We start from the raw sequence: 21,186 nt of genomic DNA, 5'->3' as shown, positions 1-21,186 counted from the left end.
CACCTGCATCCGAATCACTCGAATCATCCCTCGCCTATGATTTTGAGAACCGTATCAAAGGGCCGGTTTTTTATGTTCACTCTGAAATATGGAATCTTAAATTCATAGACGATTTTCTCAAGCTCGGTTATGTGTCTGGCATATTCTGAAGCGTATTCTTTCCTGAACTTCGGACCTACCGAAATATTGAGTTCCTCATCTGTTTCACTGTCAACAAACTTTATTGACCCGTCCGTGCTTTCAGGCAAATTTACCTCGCTTTCGTCGTAGAGGCAGACAAGAACGGGTTCGTGTCGGGACAGTTTGCGGACAGCATAGCGGATTGATTCGGGCTCGTCCAGGAAATCCGAAATTATCATTAGCATTGATTTCGATTTTATTCTCGGATAGACGGAATCCGCACAGTTTGCAAGTTTCGTGGTTCCGCTGACTGATATTTCGGATAAACTGTCAATGGTCCGGAGAAAGTCGGCCCTTCCTTTCCGGGACCTTGTGTAGTCCACGCTGTCCGTAAAGGGGTAGATCCTGTACCTGTCGTTGTATTTCATTACGATGTAAGAAACCCCGAGGGCTATTGTTGACGCGTATTCGAATTTGTTCGGGCTGCTGTCCGGAAAGAGCATACTGCTGCTCGCGTCGAGCAGGACGACCATGTTCATGGTTTTGTCTTCTTCAAAGCGCCTGACGTAAAGTTTTTCAGTACGGGCATAGAGGTTCCAATCGATGTTTTTTAAGGAATCGCCCTGGTTGTACTTCCTGTGGTCCACAAGGTCAAGCCCTGCTCCCTGCCTGGTAGACAGATGGCTACCCGGGTGGACTGCCGTCACTCTTTTTCTAAGAGGGAGCGTGTATTTATCGAGCCGGGCCAGAAAGGAGGTGTCGATCTTATGTTTGGTTTTATGTTCAATCCCGGCCACGTTTAATCCCCTTCCTCAGTCAAGGTCAATTCCTCCCCCGATCCATGGCCAATCACTCCCTCCAGCCGGATTTAATCGCTGGCTGAAGGGATGTGAGCTCAATTATTTTGTCCGTAATTGAGGGGTCTTTCAGTATTTTCTTTATAACTTTGTCTCCGGTGACGTTTTCTCGTGCAGCGTCAAAAGAGAGAAGGAGCCTGTGGCGGAGGACCGGAAGGGCCATGGCGTCAATATCATTTTTTTCGACGTATCTCCGCCTGTCGAGAAAGGCGTTTGCCTTTGCGCAGAGGATGAGAGCGATCGATGCCCGTGGAGAGGCTCCGATTTCTATCAGCTCCGGCATGTTCCGGGTCCGGTTCACAATGTCTATTGCGTATCTTTTGAGCTTGTTGGAGATTGGAATTCTCCGGGTGATCTGCTGGAGCTCGAGGAAGGTCTGTTTATCTATGCATTTCCGGACAACTGGCTTCGAAAATTCCGCGTAGCGGTTTACAATTTCTAATTCTTCCTCGGGGTCCGGATATGTAAGGAGGATTTTCATTAGGAACCTGTCAAGCTGGGCCTCGGGTAAAGTGTAGGTCCCTTCCATTTCTATCGGGTTCTGCGTTGCAAAGATAAAGAAAGGCCTGTCCAGGGTATACGTACTGTTTGCAATCGTTACCTGTTTTTCCTGCATGGCTTCGAGAAGAGCAGACTGGGTCTTCGGGGACGCCCGGTTTATCTCGTCCGCGAGCACAATATTTGCAAAGACCGGGCCCTGTTTAAACTGGAAATGTTTAGAACCTTTTTCCCCCTCTTCAATGATGTCGGTCCCTGTGATATCCGCAGGCATCAGGTCAGGCGTGCACTGTATCCTGCTGAACTTCATGTCCATTATCCGGGAAATGGTGGATATGGTCAGGGTTTTTCCAAGGCCCGGGTTGCTTTCGACCAGGACGTGCCCCTCGCAGAGCATGGCAATAAGGATCTGCCGGACCATTTCCCTCTGCCCGACGATGGCGTTTCCCACTTCCCTGAAGATCATTTCGAAAATCTCCGGGGCCCTTTCATACGTTGGCTTTAAGTTAAGTTCCGAGTCTTCAAGCTGGATTTCCTGTTCCCCTCTCATATTGAAACCCCTCTATTTTTTATAAATTAATTTATTAAGTTTGAAAGTCTAAAAGTCTGAAAGTCTGAAAGTTTGAAAGTTTGAAAGTCTGAAAGTTTGAAAGTCCGAAAGTCCGGGAATATTAGATTATTTAAACTGGCGAACGGTCCTTAAGACGAAAGGTCTTCAAAGTACTGTTTTATCATGGGCTCGTATTCTTCCGGCAGGTTTTCCGTATATGTCCGTCCGTAACTGAATATATCGTTAAAATTGTCTGCACTTCCATTTATGTCATTTCCGGTCTCCGCATCGGTTCTGCTCGTGAACCCGAGACCGAGGCCCGGGTTTATTTCCATTTCAACCTTTTCCCCGTTTTTTATGATGACAGCTTCTATATTGTATGTAAGAGCAGGAGAGGTTTTGTTCTCGTATTCCTCGTCAGGCGTGATTTCTCCGGTCAAATCAGGGATGTTTTCCAGAAACCTGTCCATCAGCCGGCCGGGGGACACATCAAAGCTAAATTCTTCGTTTATACAGAAAAAAATCGCTCCTGTAAGCAGCAGGAGTACTGCAAGGGATCTGAACATCCGGGTGTATGGAATTACCTTATTTATGCTGATTACGGCCAGTTGTTTATGCACTTCCTCAAGCAATTTCGTTGTAACTATGTTGAGGTTTTGCCTATTGTCGTATGCTGTGCTCAGTTTTGTCCTGAGTTCGGGAAAAGTCTTTTCGAGGCAATTGACCAGGGATATTTTTCTTTTTTTGTTGACCAGCCTGGAGCCAATACTGATAAAAGCGGTCAGTATCCCTGCTTCCACGACCATTAAGATGATGTTAGCCAGGTAAGGGCTAGCGTAGGCCTGGGTTTCAATAAATGTATTTAATTCAGGGAAATAGTGAGCAAGTTTATACCCATCAAATAAAATAAGCAGCAGAAACAGGATGGCAAATTTTTCAGCCATTTGCAAAAAACCGAGGCCCCAGCAGGATAGCCTCAGGTATTTTTCATACTTCTTCAGTAGGGACTCAACAAGCATAGAATCTCAAACCACAACATCAATTTTTAGTAATTGTATTGTAGATGTTACTAAAAAAACTTTGCTAAGAATTTCAAGTATTCTAAGAAAGAGATTTGAATGAAGGGCTTGTTTTCAGTTCAATTTTTTGTGCCGGTTTTTTCCCTACCAATATGAAAAAATAAGTAGGTTTTTCTATAACGTCTAAAATATACTCATTACATATTTGAAATGTTTAAAATTTACTTGCGAGCTTAATTATCAACGGAAAAATATGGAGGGAATTTGACCGGGTCGACTGAATCCAGGGGTTTGATTTTCCTGATCTCGGCTCGGATTTGAATATCAGTCCGGGATTTCATCAGGAAACGGGCCTGAATGAGCCTGAGGGACATGGACCTCAAACCTGGCTCCCTTCCCGTATTCTCCGGTCTCTTTGATTTCCAGGCCGCAGATATAGAGGATTTCCCCGGATAAAAAGAGGCCAAGACCGGTGTTTTTTTCGAATCCGCTCTCAAAAATCACTCTAGATATTTTTCGACCTCCCCGTCCTTCAACCTGATCACCCTGTCCACATACTCCACATGCCAGGCCTCATGAGTAACCATGACAATCGTCTGCCCCTCTTCCTGATTGAACTTCTTAAACATGTCCAGCACCTCCTTCGAGGTCTGGGAATCCAGGTTGGCACAGGGTTCGTCCGCAAAGAGGATGATGGGGGAATGAGCAAGCGCCCTTGCAACCGAGACCCTCTGCTGTTCTCCTCCGCTCATCTTCGAGGGGAGCTGGTTTAAACGACTCCCCAGGCCGACGGCCGTCAGGATTTCGGCCGCAACAGCCTCATATTCTTTTTTATTAATCCCCTGCATCATAAGGGAAAGGTAAACGTTTTCTGCTGCGTTGAGTTCCGGGAGGAGGGCATAGTCCTGAAAGACATAACCCAGGTTGTGGAGGCGAAAGGCCCCTTTTTCTTTTTCCGAAAGGGTAGAGGTATCGGTCCCGGCTATGCTTATCCTGCCGGAATTGGGGGTATCGAGAAGGCCTAACTGGTTAAGAAGGGTGGTTTTCCCGGAACCGCTCGGGCCCATGATCGCAACAAATTCCCCACGCCGGATTTTCACGGAAACCCTCCGAAGGGCCCGAACTTCCACATCCCCCATTTTAAAGGTGCGGGTGATGTCCAGGCCTTCGATTATAATTTCACTTGTTGCTTCAGCTCCTGTTTTTTCCCAGGTTTCGGTTTTTGCTTCTGCTTCCGTTTCGGCTCCTTTTTCTGCTCCCGTTTCATTTCCCTTTCCGGCCCCTTTTTCTGCTCCGTTCCCGGTTCTATTAGCTGTTTCAGGCTGATTTTCCATATTTTTCGCCCCCTCCCTTCACTTCTCCCAGATCAGTTCCAGCAGGTCCTTATTCGCCAGTTTATAGGCCGGGACCACGGAGGCTGCAACCGAAGCCAGGAAAAGGAGGACTGCCCGGCTAAGGGCCTCGAAACTGTCCAGGCTCAGGCTAACTTCCCCCAGAGGGGCCCTTATTGGGTGGACGACCGTATAGGGAACGATCCCGTAACGCATCAGGAGGTAGCCGAAAATCACCCCGCAGCCCGCATAGAGCATGGCCTGGAGGACAAAGGAGGCGATTATCACGTTCTGCTCGATCCCAATGGCTTTCTGGACCCCAATCTGGCGCTTCTTGTTTACAATGTTAACATAAATGACCACGAAGATAATCACAAAGGCGATCAGGAGCCCGATTGCGTTCAGAAGATTCCGGATAAGGCCGAGGGTCTCTTCGAGCAGGCGGAGGATTCCGGCAAACTCGTGCCAGGTACGGATGTTTTCTTTGACCCCTAGGGAAAGAAGTTTCCTCCGGAACTCGTACTCGTCAGTGCCCGCGGTGGTCTTTATCGCAAGCTCATGGGCCAGGTCCCGACATCCTTTTCCTTCATCAAGGCCAATCATTTCTTCCATATCGGTCCGGCTGATATAGGCCCCTGAATCGGCCATGAAAAAAAGGGTGCTGTAGATGCCCTTGACCCTGAACTCCCGGCCCTCTCCGCTAATGGTCAATTCAACCGTATCCCCGACTTCCACGCCTCCCAGGGAGCGGGATTCCATAAGGGCCCCAAACCCGCCCGAGACCTCCCGGCCCAGGATGATCTCGCCGCGGTCGGGTCGGCTCAGGAACTCCCCGCTCACCATTGCACCTTCAATTGCCGTAACAAAGCTCTCCTCGGCAGGGTCAACCCCGTATACCGTGCCTCCGGCCTCTTTTTCATTATAACGGACTGAGCCCGCCTTTTTCAAACGGGCAGAGGTCCCCACGACTTCCGGAAGACTCTCTATCTTTTTTTGCAGAGCTTCCATATTTTCAATATACTTTTCATTTTCCTCAGGCTCGATGACCACGTTTCCGGTCTGGTAGTCCACCATGAGTTCGTTGAACTTGACCGTAATCCCGGCGAGAATACTCGAGAAAAGCACGAGCTGCACAAAGATCAGGGTCAGCACGAAGATTGTGAAAATTGTTATTCCCTTATTCCCCCGGCTAATCGAGCGGGCGGCCAGGAAGAAGGAGACTTTTGCTTTTTCGAGCATATTGGATATCTCCAGGGCCGGTTTACAGGTGTTTCCTAAAGTCGGTCATTTCCTCTCCCTCAGAGCTTTCTCATCCCTTTCTTTTTCATGAAAAATACCGCCACGGCTAGCACTACCAGAGCCCCGAGAAGAAAAGGGGTCAGGTTTCCCGAATCCCTTACCACATTGAAGTTCAGGCTCTCAGTAAGCTGGTGTTTCCCGAAATCATCTTCGTATTCCACCAGGAGAGTTACTTTCTCTTCCCCGGCCTTTTCCGGGATGAAAGTAAAGACTACGGGGGCATCGTCGTCCTTTTCAAGCCTTCCGAGGAAAGCCCCGGGACTGCCGCTACCGCTGCCTTCAAACCCTTCAAGCCGGGCTTTTACGAAACGGGCTTCCCCTTCCCCAACATTTTCAAGCCTCACAATCATGGAGACTTTCTGCCCCCTAACCGGCAACTCGGGGTCGAATTTCAGGCTTGCGATGTTTATCTCGGCTTTGTGCAGGACGTTGAACCCGATTTCCTGAACCCTGTCAATCTGCATGGTCTCGGCTTCGTTTGAGGCCGTGACTCTTAGGGGGATTTTATAGGGCTGCACCATGGCGTTGCTTCCGAGCAGTAATTTAAAAGAAAGGTTTTCCGAACTTCCGGCTTCAAGTTTTTCCAGGAAACGGACGTTGTCTTCAAGTGAGACGAGAGGCGACGAGGAGTTCAGGTCCAGCCGCAACCGGATGTTTTTTGCGTTTCCGTTTCCGGCGTTTTTAACGGTGGTCCGGATGTAAAACGCCTGTCCCGGGACGAGGGAGTCAACAGAAAAATTTTCATTTGCTGGAATGATTTTCGTTCCCATGAGCACAAGGTCGGGGTTTCCTTCCACCCTGACCGGGATCCTTTCTGAAAAAGCGGTTTCTCCGTTGTCCATTATCGTGAACTCAAGCTCATGAACCCCGGAAACCGCTCTGGAGTCAACCCTGAAATGGAAGTTCAGCTCGACATTTGAGCGCTGCCTGAGCTGCTCAATCTCGAATGTTTTTTCGGTGTTTGTCCCGCTGCCGTATTCTTTTGAAGTGCTGTACCTGAATTCGAAGGGGTAGAGGTCCTCAATCCCTATTTTGATATTCCGGGCCGCTTCGTCTCCGCTGTTTTCGAGATTGATTTTTATGAGCAGGTCTTCTCCGGGCCTGGCCGGGTTGGGACTGATTTCAGAAACGGTCACGTCCAGGTGAGTGTCTCCAGAAATTACGGCCGCAGAGCAGGGGTTTGCCAGGAAAGACAGAAAAAATAGGAGAGACAGGAGCATGGCAAAAAACAGAAACGCAGCCGGACCATCCGGCCAGAGGGTTTTAAAAGCCGGAATTTTCCCTCTACTCCGGGAGGTTTTGTGCGGGGTATAAACACTGGTGGCCTTCATGCTTGACTATTGGTGAAATTAACTTATAACCCTTGCACTGTAGCAGTATTTCAAGACAGGAACGGCAGGTCAGTAGAAAGAAACGGTAAATGAAGGGAACCATATATGAGCTACCAGTAAGATTAATAAGCTGACTATCGGAACGGTGAGGTTATCATCAACATTCTCGATTCGCTCAACGAACGAGCACACTATTCCCGCAAAAATTCCGGCAGGCCCCATTTTAGCACCTATGATTATGCACAGGACCAGCATTCCCACAGTGCCTTCCCAGGCTTTTGTCCTTCTGTTATATTTGAGGTTCCTGATTATTCCGGTAATTCCGTCCCCGTATGCCATGAAAAGAACGGGGATAACTCCTAACCAGAACGTTTTGTCAATGTACCATGTGAAAAACACTATCAGGCCCCAGATAAGTGAGAAGTCTACCTCGTAGAGGTTGTCCGGGTCCTGAAACCAGTACATCAGCCTGCCAGTCCTGTGCGGGACGTATGTTGCAAAAGCAAGTCCGAGTGCAAGGGCTGCCGGCACGATAGGCTCCCGGGCAAAAAAAGGCAGCAACATTGCGGTCAGGCCTCCCGCTAAAAAATGGACTACTTTTCTGGCAAAGTATATTGAAGAATTGTGTGATCTTCCCTTCTCCAGAGCAAATTCATAAGTTTTTTTTGCAAGAACCAGGATTACGAATAAATTCCAGACCCCAAGGGCTGCAAATAAGGACAGGTCAGCTATTATGGCTTCCAATGGGATTCGGAGGAAGGTTTCCATAACACCCTGTATATCTTTTGTATATAAAGTATTTTTGAATTTATGTGATCTCTCACCCTGATGGGAATTTCTTACCTCTCGCAGCAGAAGGCCCCTTCCTCGATTGTTTCTAATTGAAAATTAGAAACTCCTGTTAAACCTATGGTTTAACACGACAGCTGAAGGCTGGCCTGCGGTCGGTGAGTGCGCCGGAATCTGAGGAAACCGACTTCAAAACCCTGCTTGAACAGGCTCACGAAATCCGCAGAGAAATGTATATATTTCATTATTATATATGGCATATTATAAGGGGGCGTATGATTGAGTCTTTTGAGCACTATGTGGGGATTGCTTGTACTGGTATCAGTTGCGTGGGTTATTTATGATGTATTGATGAAAAACAGAGGCTTGAGCGATCTAATGAAAATAGTGTGGATATTAGCTGCCCTGATATTCGGCATATTGGGAGCAGCGGCCTATTACCTGTTCGGGAGGAGGAAATAAGCATACCCATATTATGCGATTGATTTCCCGCAATCCTTTTTTGTTTCTTAGCTTCCCGATGCCCGTGAAGGAACGTTAGCCAATTGGTTTTCAAACCGGCTTTTGTCCTTTTTTAAATCTATTTTCGATACCGACGCTCTCAACGGCCGACGCAGGAGGCCGGCCGGGACGAAATGAAAATGAGGACAGAACGCATGCTAAAAACCGTGGGGCCGAACAAACGAAAACGCATCATCCGACTGTATTTTTTGACCTGCCAGCACTCTATTCAAAAAACAAGTACGGGTATTTGATTGCTATTTTTTCCATTTCAGTCACGAAAAGCCCGGCCTGCGGCCGTTGAGTAAGCCGGGCCTTTAAAATACTCAAATTCAAAAACTGCTCTGAATTCCCGAAAATAGATTCAATGAAACGGCCGGCTTCTTATTTTTAGAAATAAGTAAGATATAATCTCAAGTATTTTTGGGTGGTCCATTTTTATTCGGTTGATATTATTATTATTATTATTATTATTATTATTAGGAACGAGTCAAATATATTCACCCAGCTTTAAAATTCGGAATTATGAAATTTTCCATCCAGAATCACTAGCAAGAGGACTTTCAACCACGGAACACACGGAAGGACACGGAAACCGGCCTTCGGCCGGTGAGTAAGTTGGATCTTTATGCAATAGGATTCAAAAAATACTCTGAATTCTTTAAAGATGACTAAAAAATGCCGGAAAAAGAGGATAAAACAACACCAGAGCAACCGTAATTATCATCTTCCTGCATTCTTTTTCCGTGTATCTTACATTTCGACCCACCCTTGATTTTTCCACTTAATATTGATCCAATAACCATACTTTCTGGTTAATCCAGTAGTTCAACTTATCAAAATAGTTATATTTTCGTCCTTCATTAACCAAATTGTCAGCAAAAAACGTATAGCTACCGCTACAAGTTTACTTAGGTTTAACCTTTTATCCCTTTTGATTTAATAAGATCATCCAGGTTCAAGATTCAATCCCAATAGCCGTAGCAACTTTTGCAAGTGATCGACTTTACCGTTTTTTGCAAAAACTATATGTTTCCCACCCATAGTGATAACATTATGAAAGGAAAGTAACCTCAATAATTTTTCAGCGGTAGGATTTTTCAGGATATTCCTGCCAAAATCGATACGAAGAGGGTCTTTTTCGGTTTTCAAATTATTTCTTGCAATAATCCTCATAAGTACCCTTACTAACAAGGAAACATGCAGCAGCATCAGCAATGCTTCAATACGCTCTGGTTTTTTCAGAAATATACTGTAAAACATAGAAGGTTTTTTCAATTCTTCAAAATTAGTCTCAACGACATATTGACCTTTATATAACTGAAAGATTTTTTTATCATTTTTTGTTTTGGGTAGAACATTTGTAATCAGTACTACCGTTTCCAATGATCGCTTGCGTTTTTCCACTTTTTCTTTGTTTTGTTCAAGGCTTTTGAGTTTTACATGGAATTTACTGATGATTTCAAATATTTCTTGACTCTTTGATGGCCTTCCCCTTGGTCTTTTTATAATTGTTTCTTCCTGGATTTCGAATTTGATATTGAATAATGAGTTTTTATATTTTTTAATGAACTCATCAATTTCTTTCTGTGCATCTGGTTCACAGGAATAAGGGTCTTTAAAATTCTTCTTTATATCTGCTTCAATTATTTCCCTTTGTTTTTTAATCTCATAAACTATCTTTTCATTGTCACCGATGTCCCTATAAACAATCACACGACACTCTTTTTCATGAGCAATTTTATTAAAACTCTGTGCTTCATACTCCATTGCTCTTTTTGATTCTTCATCTTCACAGCAGGCCCCTATGTATTTCCATTTATTCTGAGAATAAGCTTCATTTATTGTCTTTTCTGCAAGTCTTGCACTGAATTTTTCTGGACACCTGGAAATAAAAGTGATTGGATTTGTTTTATCATAAAGAATTTTAAAATTGTTTTTACTGATCAGCTTACAATCTGCTATGAATATTGATTCATCACACATTTTACCAAAGAATTTTCTAAAATTGCGTATTGCATTTGGGATCCAAACAATGTCAGCAGTATTTCCATCAAGTGCTTCTGTATAAAGAGGAAATCCTGAAGAATCTGTGATCATACCACTCATTATTTGTTTTTTATCAGAACGATGAGCTTTGCTATGGCCGTAAGTGACTTTCAGGCCTTCATAATTTTCCTGTTCACATGCCTTATAATCCCCATAGCAAACGTGGGAAGTAGTATCCGCATGAAATACATTATCAAAAGGAATTTTGAATTTTACAAAAGTTTGCAATACAATCATGCTGAAAAGGCTAGAACACCCTGCTTCGTGAATTCGATCCAACAGCAAGCCTAAACAATCATCATTGAAGTAAAAATTGGGATATTCCTTACCAAAAACGAGTTTAGAATCCATGAATTCAACAATTTCTTCGACACTGCACAAAGGATATCGTTTATCTGTTCGAAAAAAAGGAGTTAACACTATACTCAATGCAAGTGTTCCTGGAGAAATTCTCCACTGATCTTGATCCCATCGAATATTGTCATTGATAATGGATTCAAAATTCATTTTATCCAAATAATTTTTGGAGGCCATAACTGTAAATGGGGTCGTTTTTGTCTGTGGAAATTCATTTGCATTCAAGTGTTTTGAAATGTTATTACAGTTGTAGTCCACTTCCATAGAAGATATCGCTTGTATTTTATTAAGAAGTGGAAGTGATTTATTCATCATGTGAATATATATCAATCACGTTTTATAAAAATCGTTTCTTATTTAATAAATTGTTATGAAGGGGAGCTCAAAATACTTATTTAAAAAAGAAATTATGTTTTATTGAAGGGTGGGGTCGAAATACGAGTGTATTCCGTGTGTTCCGTGGTTTGAATACACACACACCAAACACCCCCTCACACAAAAACACAACATGTATGAGTATGAAGCAACTCCCAAAATAAAATATGAAGTTATATTTTCATCATTCCTTAGAGCGTGTCTTAAAATTCAATTTGATTATACAATTGGGATAGTACTCACGTATTTGGACCAAAAAACGGTAACATTAAACCGTCAAATGTCTAAAGTCTAAGAGGCTGTCTAAATATTCACATTTCAGTTTTCTAAATGTTCTATCTTAGCCAGTCGTTTGCTCATTACACGGATCATAGCAGCATAGATGAAGGCTTGACTGGACTCTGTCAATCCTTCATAATCTTTGCTCAAACGCCGATATCGACCCAGCCATCCAAATGTACGTTCTACTACCCATCTGCGAGGAAGTACTTGAAAACCTTTGACATCATCCTTACGCCTTATGATTTCCAAAACCCAACTGCACGTAATATTGACCCAATCAATCAGTTTACCAGCATAAGCAGCATCAGCCCAAATAAGCTGCAATCGAGAGAATGTCCCATTAACTCGTTCCAGAACAAGTTTAGCTCCATCTCGATCCTAAATATTCGCTGCATGAACTACAACCGTCAATAGTAACCCTGTTGTATCCACCAGAATGTGGCGTTTTCGCCCTTTGACTTTCTTGTCAGCATCATAGCCGCGCACTCCAGGTGTTTCTGTGGTTTTGACTGATTGACTATCTATAATCGCTGCACTTGGTTCTGGTTCTCTGCCATTTGCAACTCTCAGTTTAGTTCTCAGCGCAGCATTTATGCGCTCCCAAATTCCTTTGATCCTCCAAAGACGGAAATAGTGGTAAACAGTTTTCCACGGTGGAAACTCGTGTGGTAACATTCTCCATGCACAACCAGAACGTAGCAAATAGAATATGGCATTCAATATTTTCCGATAAGAATGAACACGCTTTCGACCTCGATTATTTCTGGAATTTGGGATATGCGGCTTAAGTAGTTCCCATTCTTCATCAGATAAATCACTCGGGTAAGGCAGTCTTTCATTTTGTTCTGGCATCAACAAATGATTTGGGTGCAAGTATTATTTAATTATATTACACCCACTCAATTTTAATTATGATGTCCAATGAATTTGATTTTAAACATCGAGTAGATAAGTATGACTAAATTAATTTGCTGTGTTAGCTGAAGATCAACAATGCCTATTACCCAAATGTAGAAATGGTTTGAATATTCAGACAGCCTCTTAGTAATCCAGGTGGGTCAACCACTAAGCAAAATCTTAGGGTAGTTTTCAGGCCCGGTTTTCTCCCAGCTCTTTTTTCTGCTTTTCGGCCCCCAGTTTCCTGAAATATTCCCCGGTCTCGGCCACAATAACTTTTCTCAGCATCAGAAGCGCAATCAAATTCGGAATAGCCATGAGCCCGTTAACGATATCCGCGAGGACCCAGATCGTGTCCAGGGTAAGAAAGGCCCCAGAGGCGACTATTAAGATGTAGAGAATCTTATAGGGCAAAATTCCCTTTACCCCAAAGAGGAATTCCGTGCAGCGTTCCCCGTAGTAATTCCAGCCGATGATGGTCGTGAAGGAGAAGAAAATCAGGCCCACGGTTACGATGTAGCTACCAGCATCGGAAAGCACGGTCGAAAAGGCGTAGCTGGTCATGTAGGCCCCGGCGAGGTCACCGGTCCAGGAGTCAGTCATGATAAGGACAGTCCCGGTCATTATGCAGACGACGATTGTGTCGAAAAAGGTCCCGGTCATGGAGATCAGGCCCTGTTTTGCGGGCTCCTTTACTTTTGCGGCCGCGGCTGCTATGGGTGTACTTCCCAGACCGGCTTCGTTTGAAAAAATCCCCCGGGCAATTCCCATCCGGACGGCGAGCATCACACCGGCCCCGAGAAAACCCCCTCTAGCTGCGGTTTCTGTGAAGGCTGAGCTGAGGATAAGGGAAAAGGTTGCAGGGATTTTATCCAGGTTCAGGCCAATAATTATCAGGCAGCCGAGCACGTAGGCCGTTGCCATAAAAGGCACCAGGAACTGGGCAACCCCCGCAATTCTCTTAATTCCCCCAAGGGTCACGAAAGCCACCAGCAGGCTCAGAACAGCCGCGGTCAGGACTTCCGGGATATCAAAAGCGATCCGGGCCGAGTCCGTGATGGCGTTGACCTGCGGGAAGGTTCCGATCCCGAAAAGGGCCACACTGAGCCCGAAGAAAGCAAAAAGTGCTGCAAAAGCCTCGCTGTACCACTTATCCGCAAGTCCGTTTCTAATATAATACATAGGGCCCCCGGACATCTGCCCGTTTTCGTCCGTGACCCGGAACCGAACCGCGAGGAGGGCCTCGGAGTACATTGTCACCATTCCGAAAAAGGCTGCAAGAAACATCCAGAACAGGGCTCCGGGGCCTCCCATCTTAACGGCCGTTGCAACGCCTACAATGTTTCCGGTCCCGATTGTTGCTGCGAGGGCCGTTGAAAGGGCCGCAAAACTTGAGACATCTCCTTGCAGGCCGGCCTCGTATTTTCTGGAGTTTACGACATATTTAAGGGCGAGAGGCAGCCTGAAGATCTGGATCAGGCCCAGGCGGAAAGTCAGGAAAAAGCCTGTACCTACAAGAAGAAGGAGAAGCGGAGGCCCCCAGACAAGGCTGTCGATTTCTGTTAAAAGGTCGAGTATGTTTACTCCAGATAGTTCCATCGAATTCCTGACCCCCGAAAATAAAGAAATGATTTTTTACTCGGTATTAATATTTAAACTGTCATCATGTTTTGATATTTATCCTGTCATTTGTATTTTGGTTTGTTTTCCCGGGTTTTAGCTTTATTTTCAAGCAGAAAGTTTATACGCTATCATGTTCTTTTAAGGTTCTGTTTGCGGCACATTAGCCCGCAGCATCCCATTTCATTTAAACTTATTTCATGCATTGGAGTCATGAAGTTTTCATATGAAAACTGTATAAGCAGAATTTCAATGCTTCATGAAATGTGTTAAAAAACCAATGAATGATGAAAAATTGCGCAACTTGCAATTTCGAAGGAGATATTTATATGGCACAATTCGTTAATATCGACGTACCCGAAGAACTCGCAAATAAAGCACTGGAAGCCCTGGAGCTTGCCAGAGACACAGGAAAAATCAAGAAGGGAACCAACGAAGCTACAAAAGCCATCGAAAGAGGCATCTCAAAGCTCGTTATTATCGCAGAAGACGTCGAGCCCGGGGAAATTATTGCTCACATCGCCCCCCTTTCTGAAGAAAAGAACGCTCCTTACATCTTTGTAAAAACCCAGAGAGAACTCGGAGCTGCCTGTGGACTTAGTGTCTCCTGTGCAACCGTCTCAATCGTAGACGCAGGGAAAGCCGCAGAACTTATTCAGGACATCGCTCAGAAGATCGAAGCCCTTAAAGAATAAAAATAAAGGGGTATGAAAATGGCTGAAGAAAGTAGCGTATCTGGCTTTGCCGCTGAGGTAATTGATGTTATTGGGAACACCGGTATGCATGGAGAAGCCAGTCAGATCCAGTGTCGGGTCCTTGAAGGCAGAGACCGAGGCAGAGTAATCACCAGAAACTGTGTGGGCCCTGTCAGGACCGGAGACATCTTTATGCTTATGGAAACCTCGAGAGAGGCAAAGAAGCTTACTACCAGGTAAGCCAGGTGATCTGATATGGAACAGAGAAAATGCTATTTTTGCGGAGAAATGCTTGAACCGGGTACCGGTAAGCTTTACGTAAAGAAGGACGGCTCCACCTACTACGTGTGTTCATCCAAGTGCATGAACAACCTCAAGCTCGGCAGGCTCCCAAGGCGTGTTACCTGGACCGAAAAAGGTAGAGCCCAGCTTAAGAAAGTTTAAGGTGTTTACATGGAACAGACGTACGTTATGGTAAAACCTGACGGAGTCCAGCGTGGACTCGTCGGGGAAGTCATTTCCAGGATTGAGAAGAAAGGTCTGAAAATCGCAGCCCTCAGGATGAACATCATCGCCGAGGCCACCGCAAAGGAACACTACGGTGAACACGCGGAAAGATCTTTCTTCCCCTCCCTTATTGAGTACATAACCTCGGACCCCTCCGTTTCAATGGTCGTTGTCGGGAAAAACGCCGTCAAGGTCATGAGGACCGTAAACGGGGCAACCAACCCGGTGGAAGCCGCACCCGGCACCATCCGCGGAGACTTTGCCCTCGATATCGGCAGGAACATAGTTCACGCATCCGACTCCCCTGAAGCGGCAGCAAAAGAAATTGCAATCCACTTTAAGGACTCTGAAATCGCGGACTATTCCCGGATCGACGAAGTCTGTATTTATGAATAAACCGTTAAACCGTTTGAAATTCGCAGCGGGACTCTTTTCCGCTGCGAGTACAATTTTTACCGACCCTGATACGGACTCTTTCTGTACGTAAAACCAGGACCAGCAGATAGAAATTATTTTGAAGCCAGAGGGTTGCATATGGCTGACAAGAAAAACTTGCGGACGCCCATCGTTTGTGTGATGGGGCACGTGGATCACGGGAAGACTACTTTACTTGATAAAATCCGGGGTACCGCCATCGTTAGCGGAGAAGCCGGAGCTATCACCCAGCACATTGGGGCAACGGAAGTCCCCATTGATGTTATTGTGAAAAAACTCGGAGATCCAAAACTCAAGGAACGCTTCCTCGTACCGGGGCTGCTCTTTATCGACACCCCTGGCCACCACGCCTTTACGACGCTCAGGAGCAGGGGAGGCGCTCTTGCCGACCTTGCGATTGTGGTTGTGGACGTAAACGAGGGGTTCAAGCCCCAGACCTTCGAAAGCCTGCAGATCCTGAAGCGTTTCAAGACACCTTTTGTGGTTGTTGCCAACAAGATCGACAGGATCGGAGGCTGGATCCCATACAAGGATATGCCTTTTGCCCCAACCTTCAAGAAACAGAATGAAGAGGTCCAGAGCCGGCTCGACATGAAGCTCTATGAGGTCATCGGAGAACTCTACACCCAGGGTTTTGCCGCAGATCGCTATGACAGAGTTGCGGATTTCCAGAAATCGCTCGGCGTGATTCCCGCCAGTGCCATTACCGGGGAAGGAATCCCTGACGTGCTGATGATGCTCCTCGGGCTTGCCCAGAAATTCCTGGAAGCAAACCTGGAGTACAGCGCAACAGGGCCCGGAGTTGGGACCATCCTTGAAGTCAAGGAAGAAAAAGGACTCGGAGCGACGGCGGATATTATCCTCTACGACGGCACCCTGAAGAAAGGGGACACGGTGGTAATCGGGAGCCTGGGAGAGCCCATCCAGACCAAGGTCAAGGCCCTTTTAAAACCCAGAGAACTTTCCGAAATCCGCTATGAGAGCAAGTTCCAGCAGGTCAGGAGTGTCACGGCCGCGGTGGGTGTGAAAATCTCGGCCCCGGGGCTTGACAATGCCCTTGCAGGATCTCCCATACGGGTAGCTGATGAAGAGACCCTTGAAGAGATCGTCCGGCAGGTAAAGGCCGAAATCGATGAGGTCCGGATTGATACGGACTCCGTCGGGGTAATGATCAAGGCGGATACCATCGGCTCCCTTGAAGCCCTTGTCCACGAGTTCAAGAAGGAAGAGGTCCCTATCCGGAAAGCCGAGGTAGGCGACATTTCCCACCGGGACGCGGTCGAGGCTTCCACAGTGGAAGACCCCCTCTATTCGGTGATTGTTGGCTTTAGCGTAAAGATGCATGCGGATGCGAAGGAATTTCTCCAGGGCAAATCCGGGAAAGACGTGAAAGTCTTCATGAATGATGTCATCTACCGCCTGATCGAGGACTACCAGGAATATGTCAAGGTGCAGCAGGAACTGGCCGAGAAGAAGATTTTCGAGACGATCATCCGGCCCGGAAAGTTCAAGATCCTGCCTGGCTGCGTCTTCCGGCAGAGCAAACCTGCGGTTGTCGGGGTCAGGGTTCTTGGGGGAATCATCAGGACAAACGCCGATGTCATGCTTGATAACGGGTCCGTTGTGGGCAAGGTCAAAGGGCTCCAGTTTGACGGGGAGAACATCGCCGATGCCCGTTCAGGCAAAGAAGTCGCAATGGCAATCGAAGGTGTAACCGTGGGCAGGCAGGTCAAGGAAAACGACGTGCTTTTCATCAATGTCCCGGAAAGGCATGCCAAAGTCCTTGAACATGAGATTTACGATTCCCTGTCCAGTGACGAGAAAGAAACCCTGGAATCATTCCTTGTGATCAAACGCAGGGAAAACCCGTTCTGGGCCAAGTAAACGGTAAAGGCAGTCAAAAGAAAATAAACGTGAAGGTACGATGAGGACCAGTTACGTATTTATTTAATAAGATAGTCGGAGGATTCACATGGCAAATTTTAAAGTTGTAGTTTCAGATCCAGAAACCGCGCTTGCCTACCAGCTCGATGTAAAGGATGCTGAGGCAAACGCACTTATAGGAAAATCAATCGGAAATGTGGTTGAAGGAACCCCAATGGGCCTTCCCGGATACCAGATCAAGATCACAGGCGGTTGTGACGGCAGTGGTTTTGTAATGCGCTCGGACCTTCCCGGTCCCAGAAGAATGAGGATTATGACTGCCGAAGGTGTCGGTTACATCCCGAAATCAAATGGACAACGCAGAAGAAAAATGATGCGTGGAAAGGAAATCGCCCCGGACATCGTCCAGATCAACGCCAAGATCGTTGAACGCGGCGAAAAATCCGTCAGAGCTCTCCTCGGCCTCGAAACCGAAGAAGCCGTAGCAGAATAATTGCACTAAAGGGTCAATAACCCCCCACTAAAGTGGGAGGCTTGTTTCGGCAAGCCTTGATTGACCAGCCTAAGTCTTAATTGACTACGTTGGAGATGTCATGATACCTACAAATGCTTCCTCAGTTTGTAGCTCTATCGTGTAGCATTAAAAGTCCTGAGAGGTAGGGGCGGTGTGCTACACATGACAAGCATCTCCAACATTGGCGAGGGGAGATAGTTTCAGAAACTACGTTACCTGCTACGGGAACTTGTTTCAATAGCAGAGTGGAGAAATCCAAACGTGGAACGGAATACCTGAAAGTTGACGGCATTCCTCCCACGACTAAAGTCGCAGGCATCCTGCCTGAGGAGTCATAATTTTTCAACTATATAAGCTGGAGTCCTTTTCCTCGATGTTTCTAATTGATAATTAGAAACTCCTGTTAAACCTATAGTTTAACACGACAGCCGAAGGCTGACAGGTGGGGGTAGTTGATTCACCCTTTTTTGCTTTTACTGATTTTTTGAATTTTTAATTTCTGTTTTTAAATTATTATTCGGTTTTTTGATTTTCGACATTTTTAAAAAATAGTGGCCTAAAGGCTGTTTTTTTCCAGTCCCATAGACCAAATAACAATTTTTTTAAGATGAATTATAAACCTTTCAAAGAAGCTGCTTTCCGGCCTCATTTCCGGACTTACACTCGTAAACTTCCGTGATCTTCATAAAGGCAAGGGCCTTTGCAGGGTATTTGTCTCCGAGTTCCTTGACCATTTTGTACATCTTCTCGTACTCTTCCCCTTCTGTCCTCAGGTCAATGTCTCCTTTAATCTGGAAACAGCCCTTGATTTCAGCCCCCCATACGTAGATTGCGACCCTCGGGTTTTCCTCAAGGTTTGCGCGGGTCTTCAGGAAATAGTTATCAGCAATCCAAATGGTTTCCCCATCCTCCTGAAGCTTACAAAAGCCTATTGGAACGACGTTTGGGTTTCCGTCCTTTGAGGCGGTTGCAAGCGGGAATATTCTCATCTTGGAAAAAGCTTCTTTCATTTCTTCAGTTAGTTTTGCCATATCTGTTCACCTGTGTTAATTTTTACTTTTATATAGTGTCGGCCTTAATATAATTGTAGCGTCTCAACAATTCCAGAAACCTGTTTATAAATATATATAAAAATCTTTTCAAAAAAGCAAAAACCAGGCTAAATCCAACTCTTCTAAATTTAAGAAGCTGGCCTCTCAGCCCCCATAAAAATTGAAAAAAAAGAGGGTTTGACTCACCCAAAAATTTTATCCAGGAAGTACTGGTGGATACGCATATCCTCAGTAAGTTCCGGGTGAAAAGCAAGGACCATCACATTTCCCTGCTCGGCCGCAATAATCATGCCGTCAAGTTCTCCGAGTACGCGCACCCCTTCCCCACATTTCGTAATCCCCGGAGCCCGGATGAAAATCCCGGTGTAAGGAGAATCAAGAATCTCAAGCTCAAGCTCAGCCTCAAAAGAATCCCTCTGCCTTCCAAAAGCATTCCTGTTAACCGTAGTGTCCATAATCCCGAGCAGTTCCTGACTGGTCTTTTCCACCTGCTCATCCCCGGCCTTTGCGAGCACAATAAGCCCCGCACAGGTTCCAAGAATAGGAACTCCCTTAGAAGCTGCCTCCTTCATCTCCTCAGCAACCCCCTCCCGGGCCAGCAGCCGGCAAAGCGTGGTACTCTCCCCACCGGGAATCACAATCCCGCTGCACTCCGGGACAATACCCTTATGCTTGATCTCAACAACCTCAGCCTCTTCCCCTCTCTCGGCAAGGGCCTTTTTCAAAGCCTCAACATGTTCGGAAACTGCTCCCTGGATAGCAATTACACCTATCTTCATTGAAAACACCTGTTTTAAAAAATAAGTCCTTAAAGTTGATTATTTAATCAAAGATTTTTCAAAAACAAATTGACTTAAAAATTGGATTTGTTGATCTGAAATTAAAACTTATTTGAAAATCTAAATTGATTTGAAAATCTAATAAATTTAAAAATTGAATAGATTTGAGTCTCCTTCCGGCTGACCGGAAGAAAGCTCATTTTCAAAAATTAATTAACCGTTTAGTCCGCTTGAGCTCGCGCAGCGAGCGAAACGGACACCGTGCTCCCGAAGCGGAACTCGGGTGGGTTACCAACCGCGTTCTTGCAGCCCTTCTCCCTTCGGGATTGTGTCTGCACTGATGCCTTTCATGCCTTCGCCGATGCCCTTGGAAATCTCGGCGAGTTTTGCGGGGTTTTCGTAATTGTTTACGGCTTCCACGACTGCCTTTGCCATAAGAGTTGGATTTTCGGCCTTGAAGATTCCGGACCCAACGAATACGCCGTCTGCTCCGAGCCTCATCATAAGGGCTGCGTCGGCAGGGGTTGCGATTCCGCCGGCTGCGAAGTTCACGACAGGCATGCGCTGCATCTCAGCGGTTTCCATCACAAGTTCGATAGGGGCTTCGATTTCCCTGGCGACCTTGATCAGTTCTTCCTTGTTCTTGCCTGCAAGGGCTCTGATTTCTCCCTGGATCTGCTTCATGTGCTTAACAGCCTGACTGACATCTCCGGTCCCGGCTTCGCCTTTCGTGCGGATCATGGCAGCGCCTTCGTTAATCCGGCGGAGGGCTTCTCCGAGATTCCTTGCGCCACAGACGAAGGGCACGGTAAACGCGGTCTTGTCTATGTGGTAGAAGGGGTCGGCTGGGGTCAGGACTTCGGACTCGTCAACCATGTCTGCACCGAGGGCTTCGAGGATTTCAGCTTCCACAAAGTGCCCGATCCTGGCCTTTGCCATAACAGGAATTGTAACGGTATCGATAATCTGCTGGACGATTTCAGGGTCAGCCATCCGGGCAACGCCTCCGGCTTTCCTTATGTCGGCAGGCACGGCATGGAGGGCCATAACGGCAACTGCTCCGGCTTCTTCTGCGATTCTGGCCTGTTCAGGGGTCGTAACGTCCATGATCACTCCTCCCTTCTGCATCTTTGCAAAGCCCCGCTTGATCAATTCGGTCCCGTGTCTCAATTTTTCAAAATCCATGAATGTCATCCTCTTTGATTGGTAAGTGATATTATTGAAAGGTATTTTCGTAATACATCCTTATCGCAGTCTCTTGACCACATTTTGGGGGTATTATATCCGGTGCGGTATTTATTACTGCTGGCTTATGAATTGTGAATACCTTCAATAGTAAAAGGCTTTATTTAAGTTATTCTCTAGCCACAGTACTACATTATAAATTAGATTGGATTTTACGCTCCTATCCTTAAACTTTTGCCTTTTTTAACGCTGCTTTTTTT

The 21,186-nt window shown here is 46.0% G+C and carries 20 protein-coding genes and 1 pseudogene; 7 read left to right on the top strand and 14 right to left on the bottom strand.

Going from position 1 to position 21,186, the window contains the following annotated elements; translation table 11 throughout:
* Nucleotides 1–23 precede the first annotated feature (23 nt).
* The 8 genes from ACZ5QV_RS13370 to ACZ5QV_RS13335 all read right to left on the bottom strand — a co-directional run bounded on the left by ACZ5QV_RS13370 (nucleotide 24) and on the right by ACZ5QV_RS13335 (nucleotide 7,773).
* Nucleotides 24–917: a DUF58 domain-containing protein gene (locus ACZ5QV_RS13370; RefSeq protein WP_464600276.1), complete on the bottom strand. Its 894-nt coding sequence runs from the start codon at nucleotides 915–917 to the stop codon at nucleotides 24–26.
* A gap of 52 nt (nucleotides 918–969) precedes the next feature.
* Nucleotides 970–2,025, bottom strand: coding sequence for an AAA family ATPase (locus tag ACZ5QV_RS13365; RefSeq protein ID WP_464600275.1), 1,056 nt, complete (start codon nucleotides 2,023–2,025; stop codon nucleotides 970–972).
* 149 nt (nucleotides 2,026–2,174) lie between these two features.
* On the bottom strand, nucleotides 2,175–2,969 hold the full coding sequence (locus tag ACZ5QV_RS13360; protein ID WP_464600274.1) for a hypothetical protein: 795 nt from the start codon (nucleotides 2,967–2,969) through the stop codon (nucleotides 2,175–2,177).
* A 399-nt stretch (nucleotides 2,970–3,368) separates the two neighbouring features.
* Entirely contained in the window at nucleotides 3,369–3,548 is a 180-nt protein-coding gene (locus tag ACZ5QV_RS13355) for a hypothetical protein (protein WP_464600273.1), read from the bottom strand.
* Nucleotides 3,545–4,378 (bottom strand): ABC transporter ATP-binding protein, encoded by an 834-nt coding sequence (locus tag ACZ5QV_RS13350; RefSeq protein WP_464600272.1) that lies wholly within the window; start codon nucleotides 4,376–4,378, stop codon nucleotides 3,545–3,547. The genes ACZ5QV_RS13355 and ACZ5QV_RS13350 overlap by 4 nt, the downstream gene beginning before the upstream one ends.
* Nucleotides 4,379–4,396: 18 nt before the next feature.
* Nucleotides 4,397–5,614 carry an ABC transporter permease gene (locus tag ACZ5QV_RS13345; RefSeq protein WP_464600271.1) on the bottom strand — a complete coding sequence of 406 codons (1,218 nt, stop codon included), beginning with the start codon at nucleotides 5,612–5,614 and terminating at the stop codon, nucleotides 4,397–4,399.
* Nucleotides 5,615–5,673: 59 nt separating this feature from the next.
* On the bottom strand, nucleotides 5,674–7,005 hold the full coding sequence (locus ACZ5QV_RS13340; protein ID WP_464600270.1) for a COG1361 S-layer family protein: 1,332 nt from the start codon (nucleotides 7,003–7,005) through the stop codon (nucleotides 5,674–5,676).
* Between the two features lie 69 nt (nucleotides 7,006–7,074).
* Nucleotides 7,075–7,773 (bottom strand): dolichol kinase, encoded by a 699-nt coding sequence (locus ACZ5QV_RS13335; protein ID WP_464600269.1) that lies wholly within the window; start codon nucleotides 7,771–7,773, stop codon nucleotides 7,075–7,077.
* A 300-nt stretch (nucleotides 7,774–8,073) separates the two neighbouring features.
* Between ACZ5QV_RS13335 and ACZ5QV_RS13330 the strand changes: the two genes are divergently transcribed.
* A complete protein-coding gene (locus tag ACZ5QV_RS13330) occupies nucleotides 8,074–8,256 on the top strand; it encodes a PLDc N-terminal domain-containing protein (RefSeq protein ID WP_464600268.1) in 183 nt (60 codons plus the stop codon).
* A 987-nt stretch (nucleotides 8,257–9,243) separates the two neighbouring features.
* Here ACZ5QV_RS13330 and ACZ5QV_RS13325 read toward each other — a convergent pair.
* The 3 genes and pseudogenes from ACZ5QV_RS13325 to ACZ5QV_RS13315 form a co-directional block, all read right to left on the bottom strand.
* Nucleotides 9,244–11,016 carry an IS1634 family transposase gene (locus tag ACZ5QV_RS13325; protein ID WP_464600267.1) on the bottom strand — a complete coding sequence of 591 codons (1,773 nt, stop codon included), beginning with the start codon at nucleotides 11,014–11,016 and terminating at the stop codon, nucleotides 9,244–9,246.
* Nucleotides 11,017–11,394: 378 nt separating this feature from the next.
* Nucleotides 11,395–12,210, bottom strand: a pseudogene (locus ACZ5QV_RS13320) (IS5 family transposase).
* Nucleotides 12,211–12,447: 237 nt separating this feature from the next.
* Nucleotides 12,448–13,854, bottom strand: coding sequence for an alanine/glycine:cation symporter family protein (locus ACZ5QV_RS13315; RefSeq protein WP_464600266.1), 1,407 nt, complete (start codon nucleotides 13,852–13,854; stop codon nucleotides 12,448–12,450).
* A 350-nt stretch (nucleotides 13,855–14,204) separates the two neighbouring features.
* Here ACZ5QV_RS13315 and rpl7ae point away from each other — a divergent pair, with 350 nt between their 5' ends.
* The 6 genes from rpl7ae to ACZ5QV_RS13285 all read left to right on the top strand — a co-directional run bounded on the left by rpl7ae (nucleotide 14,205) and on the right by ACZ5QV_RS13285 (nucleotide 17,889).
* The gene (gene rpl7ae / locus ACZ5QV_RS13310; protein WP_464600265.1) at nucleotides 14,205–14,570 is read left to right on the top strand and encodes a 50S ribosomal protein L7Ae; all 366 of its coding nucleotides are present in this window, start codon (nucleotides 14,205–14,207) and stop codon (nucleotides 14,568–14,570) included.
* Between the two features lie 18 nt (nucleotides 14,571–14,588).
* On the top strand, nucleotides 14,589–14,810 hold the full coding sequence (locus tag ACZ5QV_RS13305; protein WP_464600264.1) for a 30S ribosomal protein S28e: 222 nt from the start codon (nucleotides 14,589–14,591) through the stop codon (nucleotides 14,808–14,810).
* 15 nt (nucleotides 14,811–14,825) lie between these two features.
* Nucleotides 14,826–15,014, top strand: coding sequence for a 50S ribosomal protein L24e (locus tag ACZ5QV_RS13300; protein WP_464600263.1), 189 nt, complete (start codon nucleotides 14,826–14,828; stop codon nucleotides 15,012–15,014).
* A 9-nt stretch (nucleotides 15,015–15,023) separates the two neighbouring features.
* Nucleotides 15,024–15,473, top strand: a complete 450-nt coding sequence (ndk, locus tag ACZ5QV_RS13295) for a nucleoside-diphosphate kinase (RefSeq protein WP_464600262.1) — start codon at nucleotides 15,024–15,026, stop codon at nucleotides 15,471–15,473.
* A 138-nt stretch (nucleotides 15,474–15,611) separates the two neighbouring features.
* Nucleotides 15,612–17,396, top strand: a complete 1,785-nt coding sequence (gene infB, locus ACZ5QV_RS13290; protein WP_464600261.1) for a translation initiation factor IF-2 — start codon at nucleotides 15,612–15,614, stop codon at nucleotides 17,394–17,396.
* 88 nt (nucleotides 17,397–17,484) lie between these two features.
* Nucleotides 17,485–17,889: a 30S ribosomal protein S6e gene (locus ACZ5QV_RS13285; RefSeq protein WP_464600260.1), complete on the top strand. Its 405-nt coding sequence runs from the start codon at nucleotides 17,485–17,487 to the stop codon at nucleotides 17,887–17,889.
* Between the two features lie 644 nt (nucleotides 17,890–18,533).
* Here the strand turns inward: ACZ5QV_RS13285 and ACZ5QV_RS13280 are convergent.
* From ACZ5QV_RS13280 to pdxS, 3 genes are all read right to left on the bottom strand, one after another.
* Nucleotides 18,534–18,941: a pyridoxamine 5'-phosphate oxidase family protein gene (locus tag ACZ5QV_RS13280; RefSeq protein WP_464600259.1), complete on the bottom strand. Its 408-nt coding sequence runs from the start codon at nucleotides 18,939–18,941 to the stop codon at nucleotides 18,534–18,536.
* Nucleotides 18,942–19,144: 203 nt separating this feature from the next.
* Entirely contained in the window at nucleotides 19,145–19,741 is a 597-nt protein-coding gene (gene pdxT, locus ACZ5QV_RS13275) for a pyridoxal 5'-phosphate synthase glutaminase subunit PdxT (RefSeq protein ID WP_464600258.1), read from the bottom strand.
* 288 nt (nucleotides 19,742–20,029) lie between these two features.
* Nucleotides 20,030–20,926, bottom strand: a complete 897-nt coding sequence (pdxS, locus tag ACZ5QV_RS13270) for a pyridoxal 5'-phosphate synthase lyase subunit PdxS (RefSeq protein ID WP_464600257.1) — start codon at nucleotides 20,924–20,926, stop codon at nucleotides 20,030–20,032.
* Nucleotides 20,927–21,186: the final 260 nt, after the last annotated feature.

Source organism: Methanosarcina baltica (genome assembly GCF_055394095.1).
Note: the sequence above shows the minus strand (reverse complement) of the source record. Positions and strands in the feature narration are given on the sequence as shown.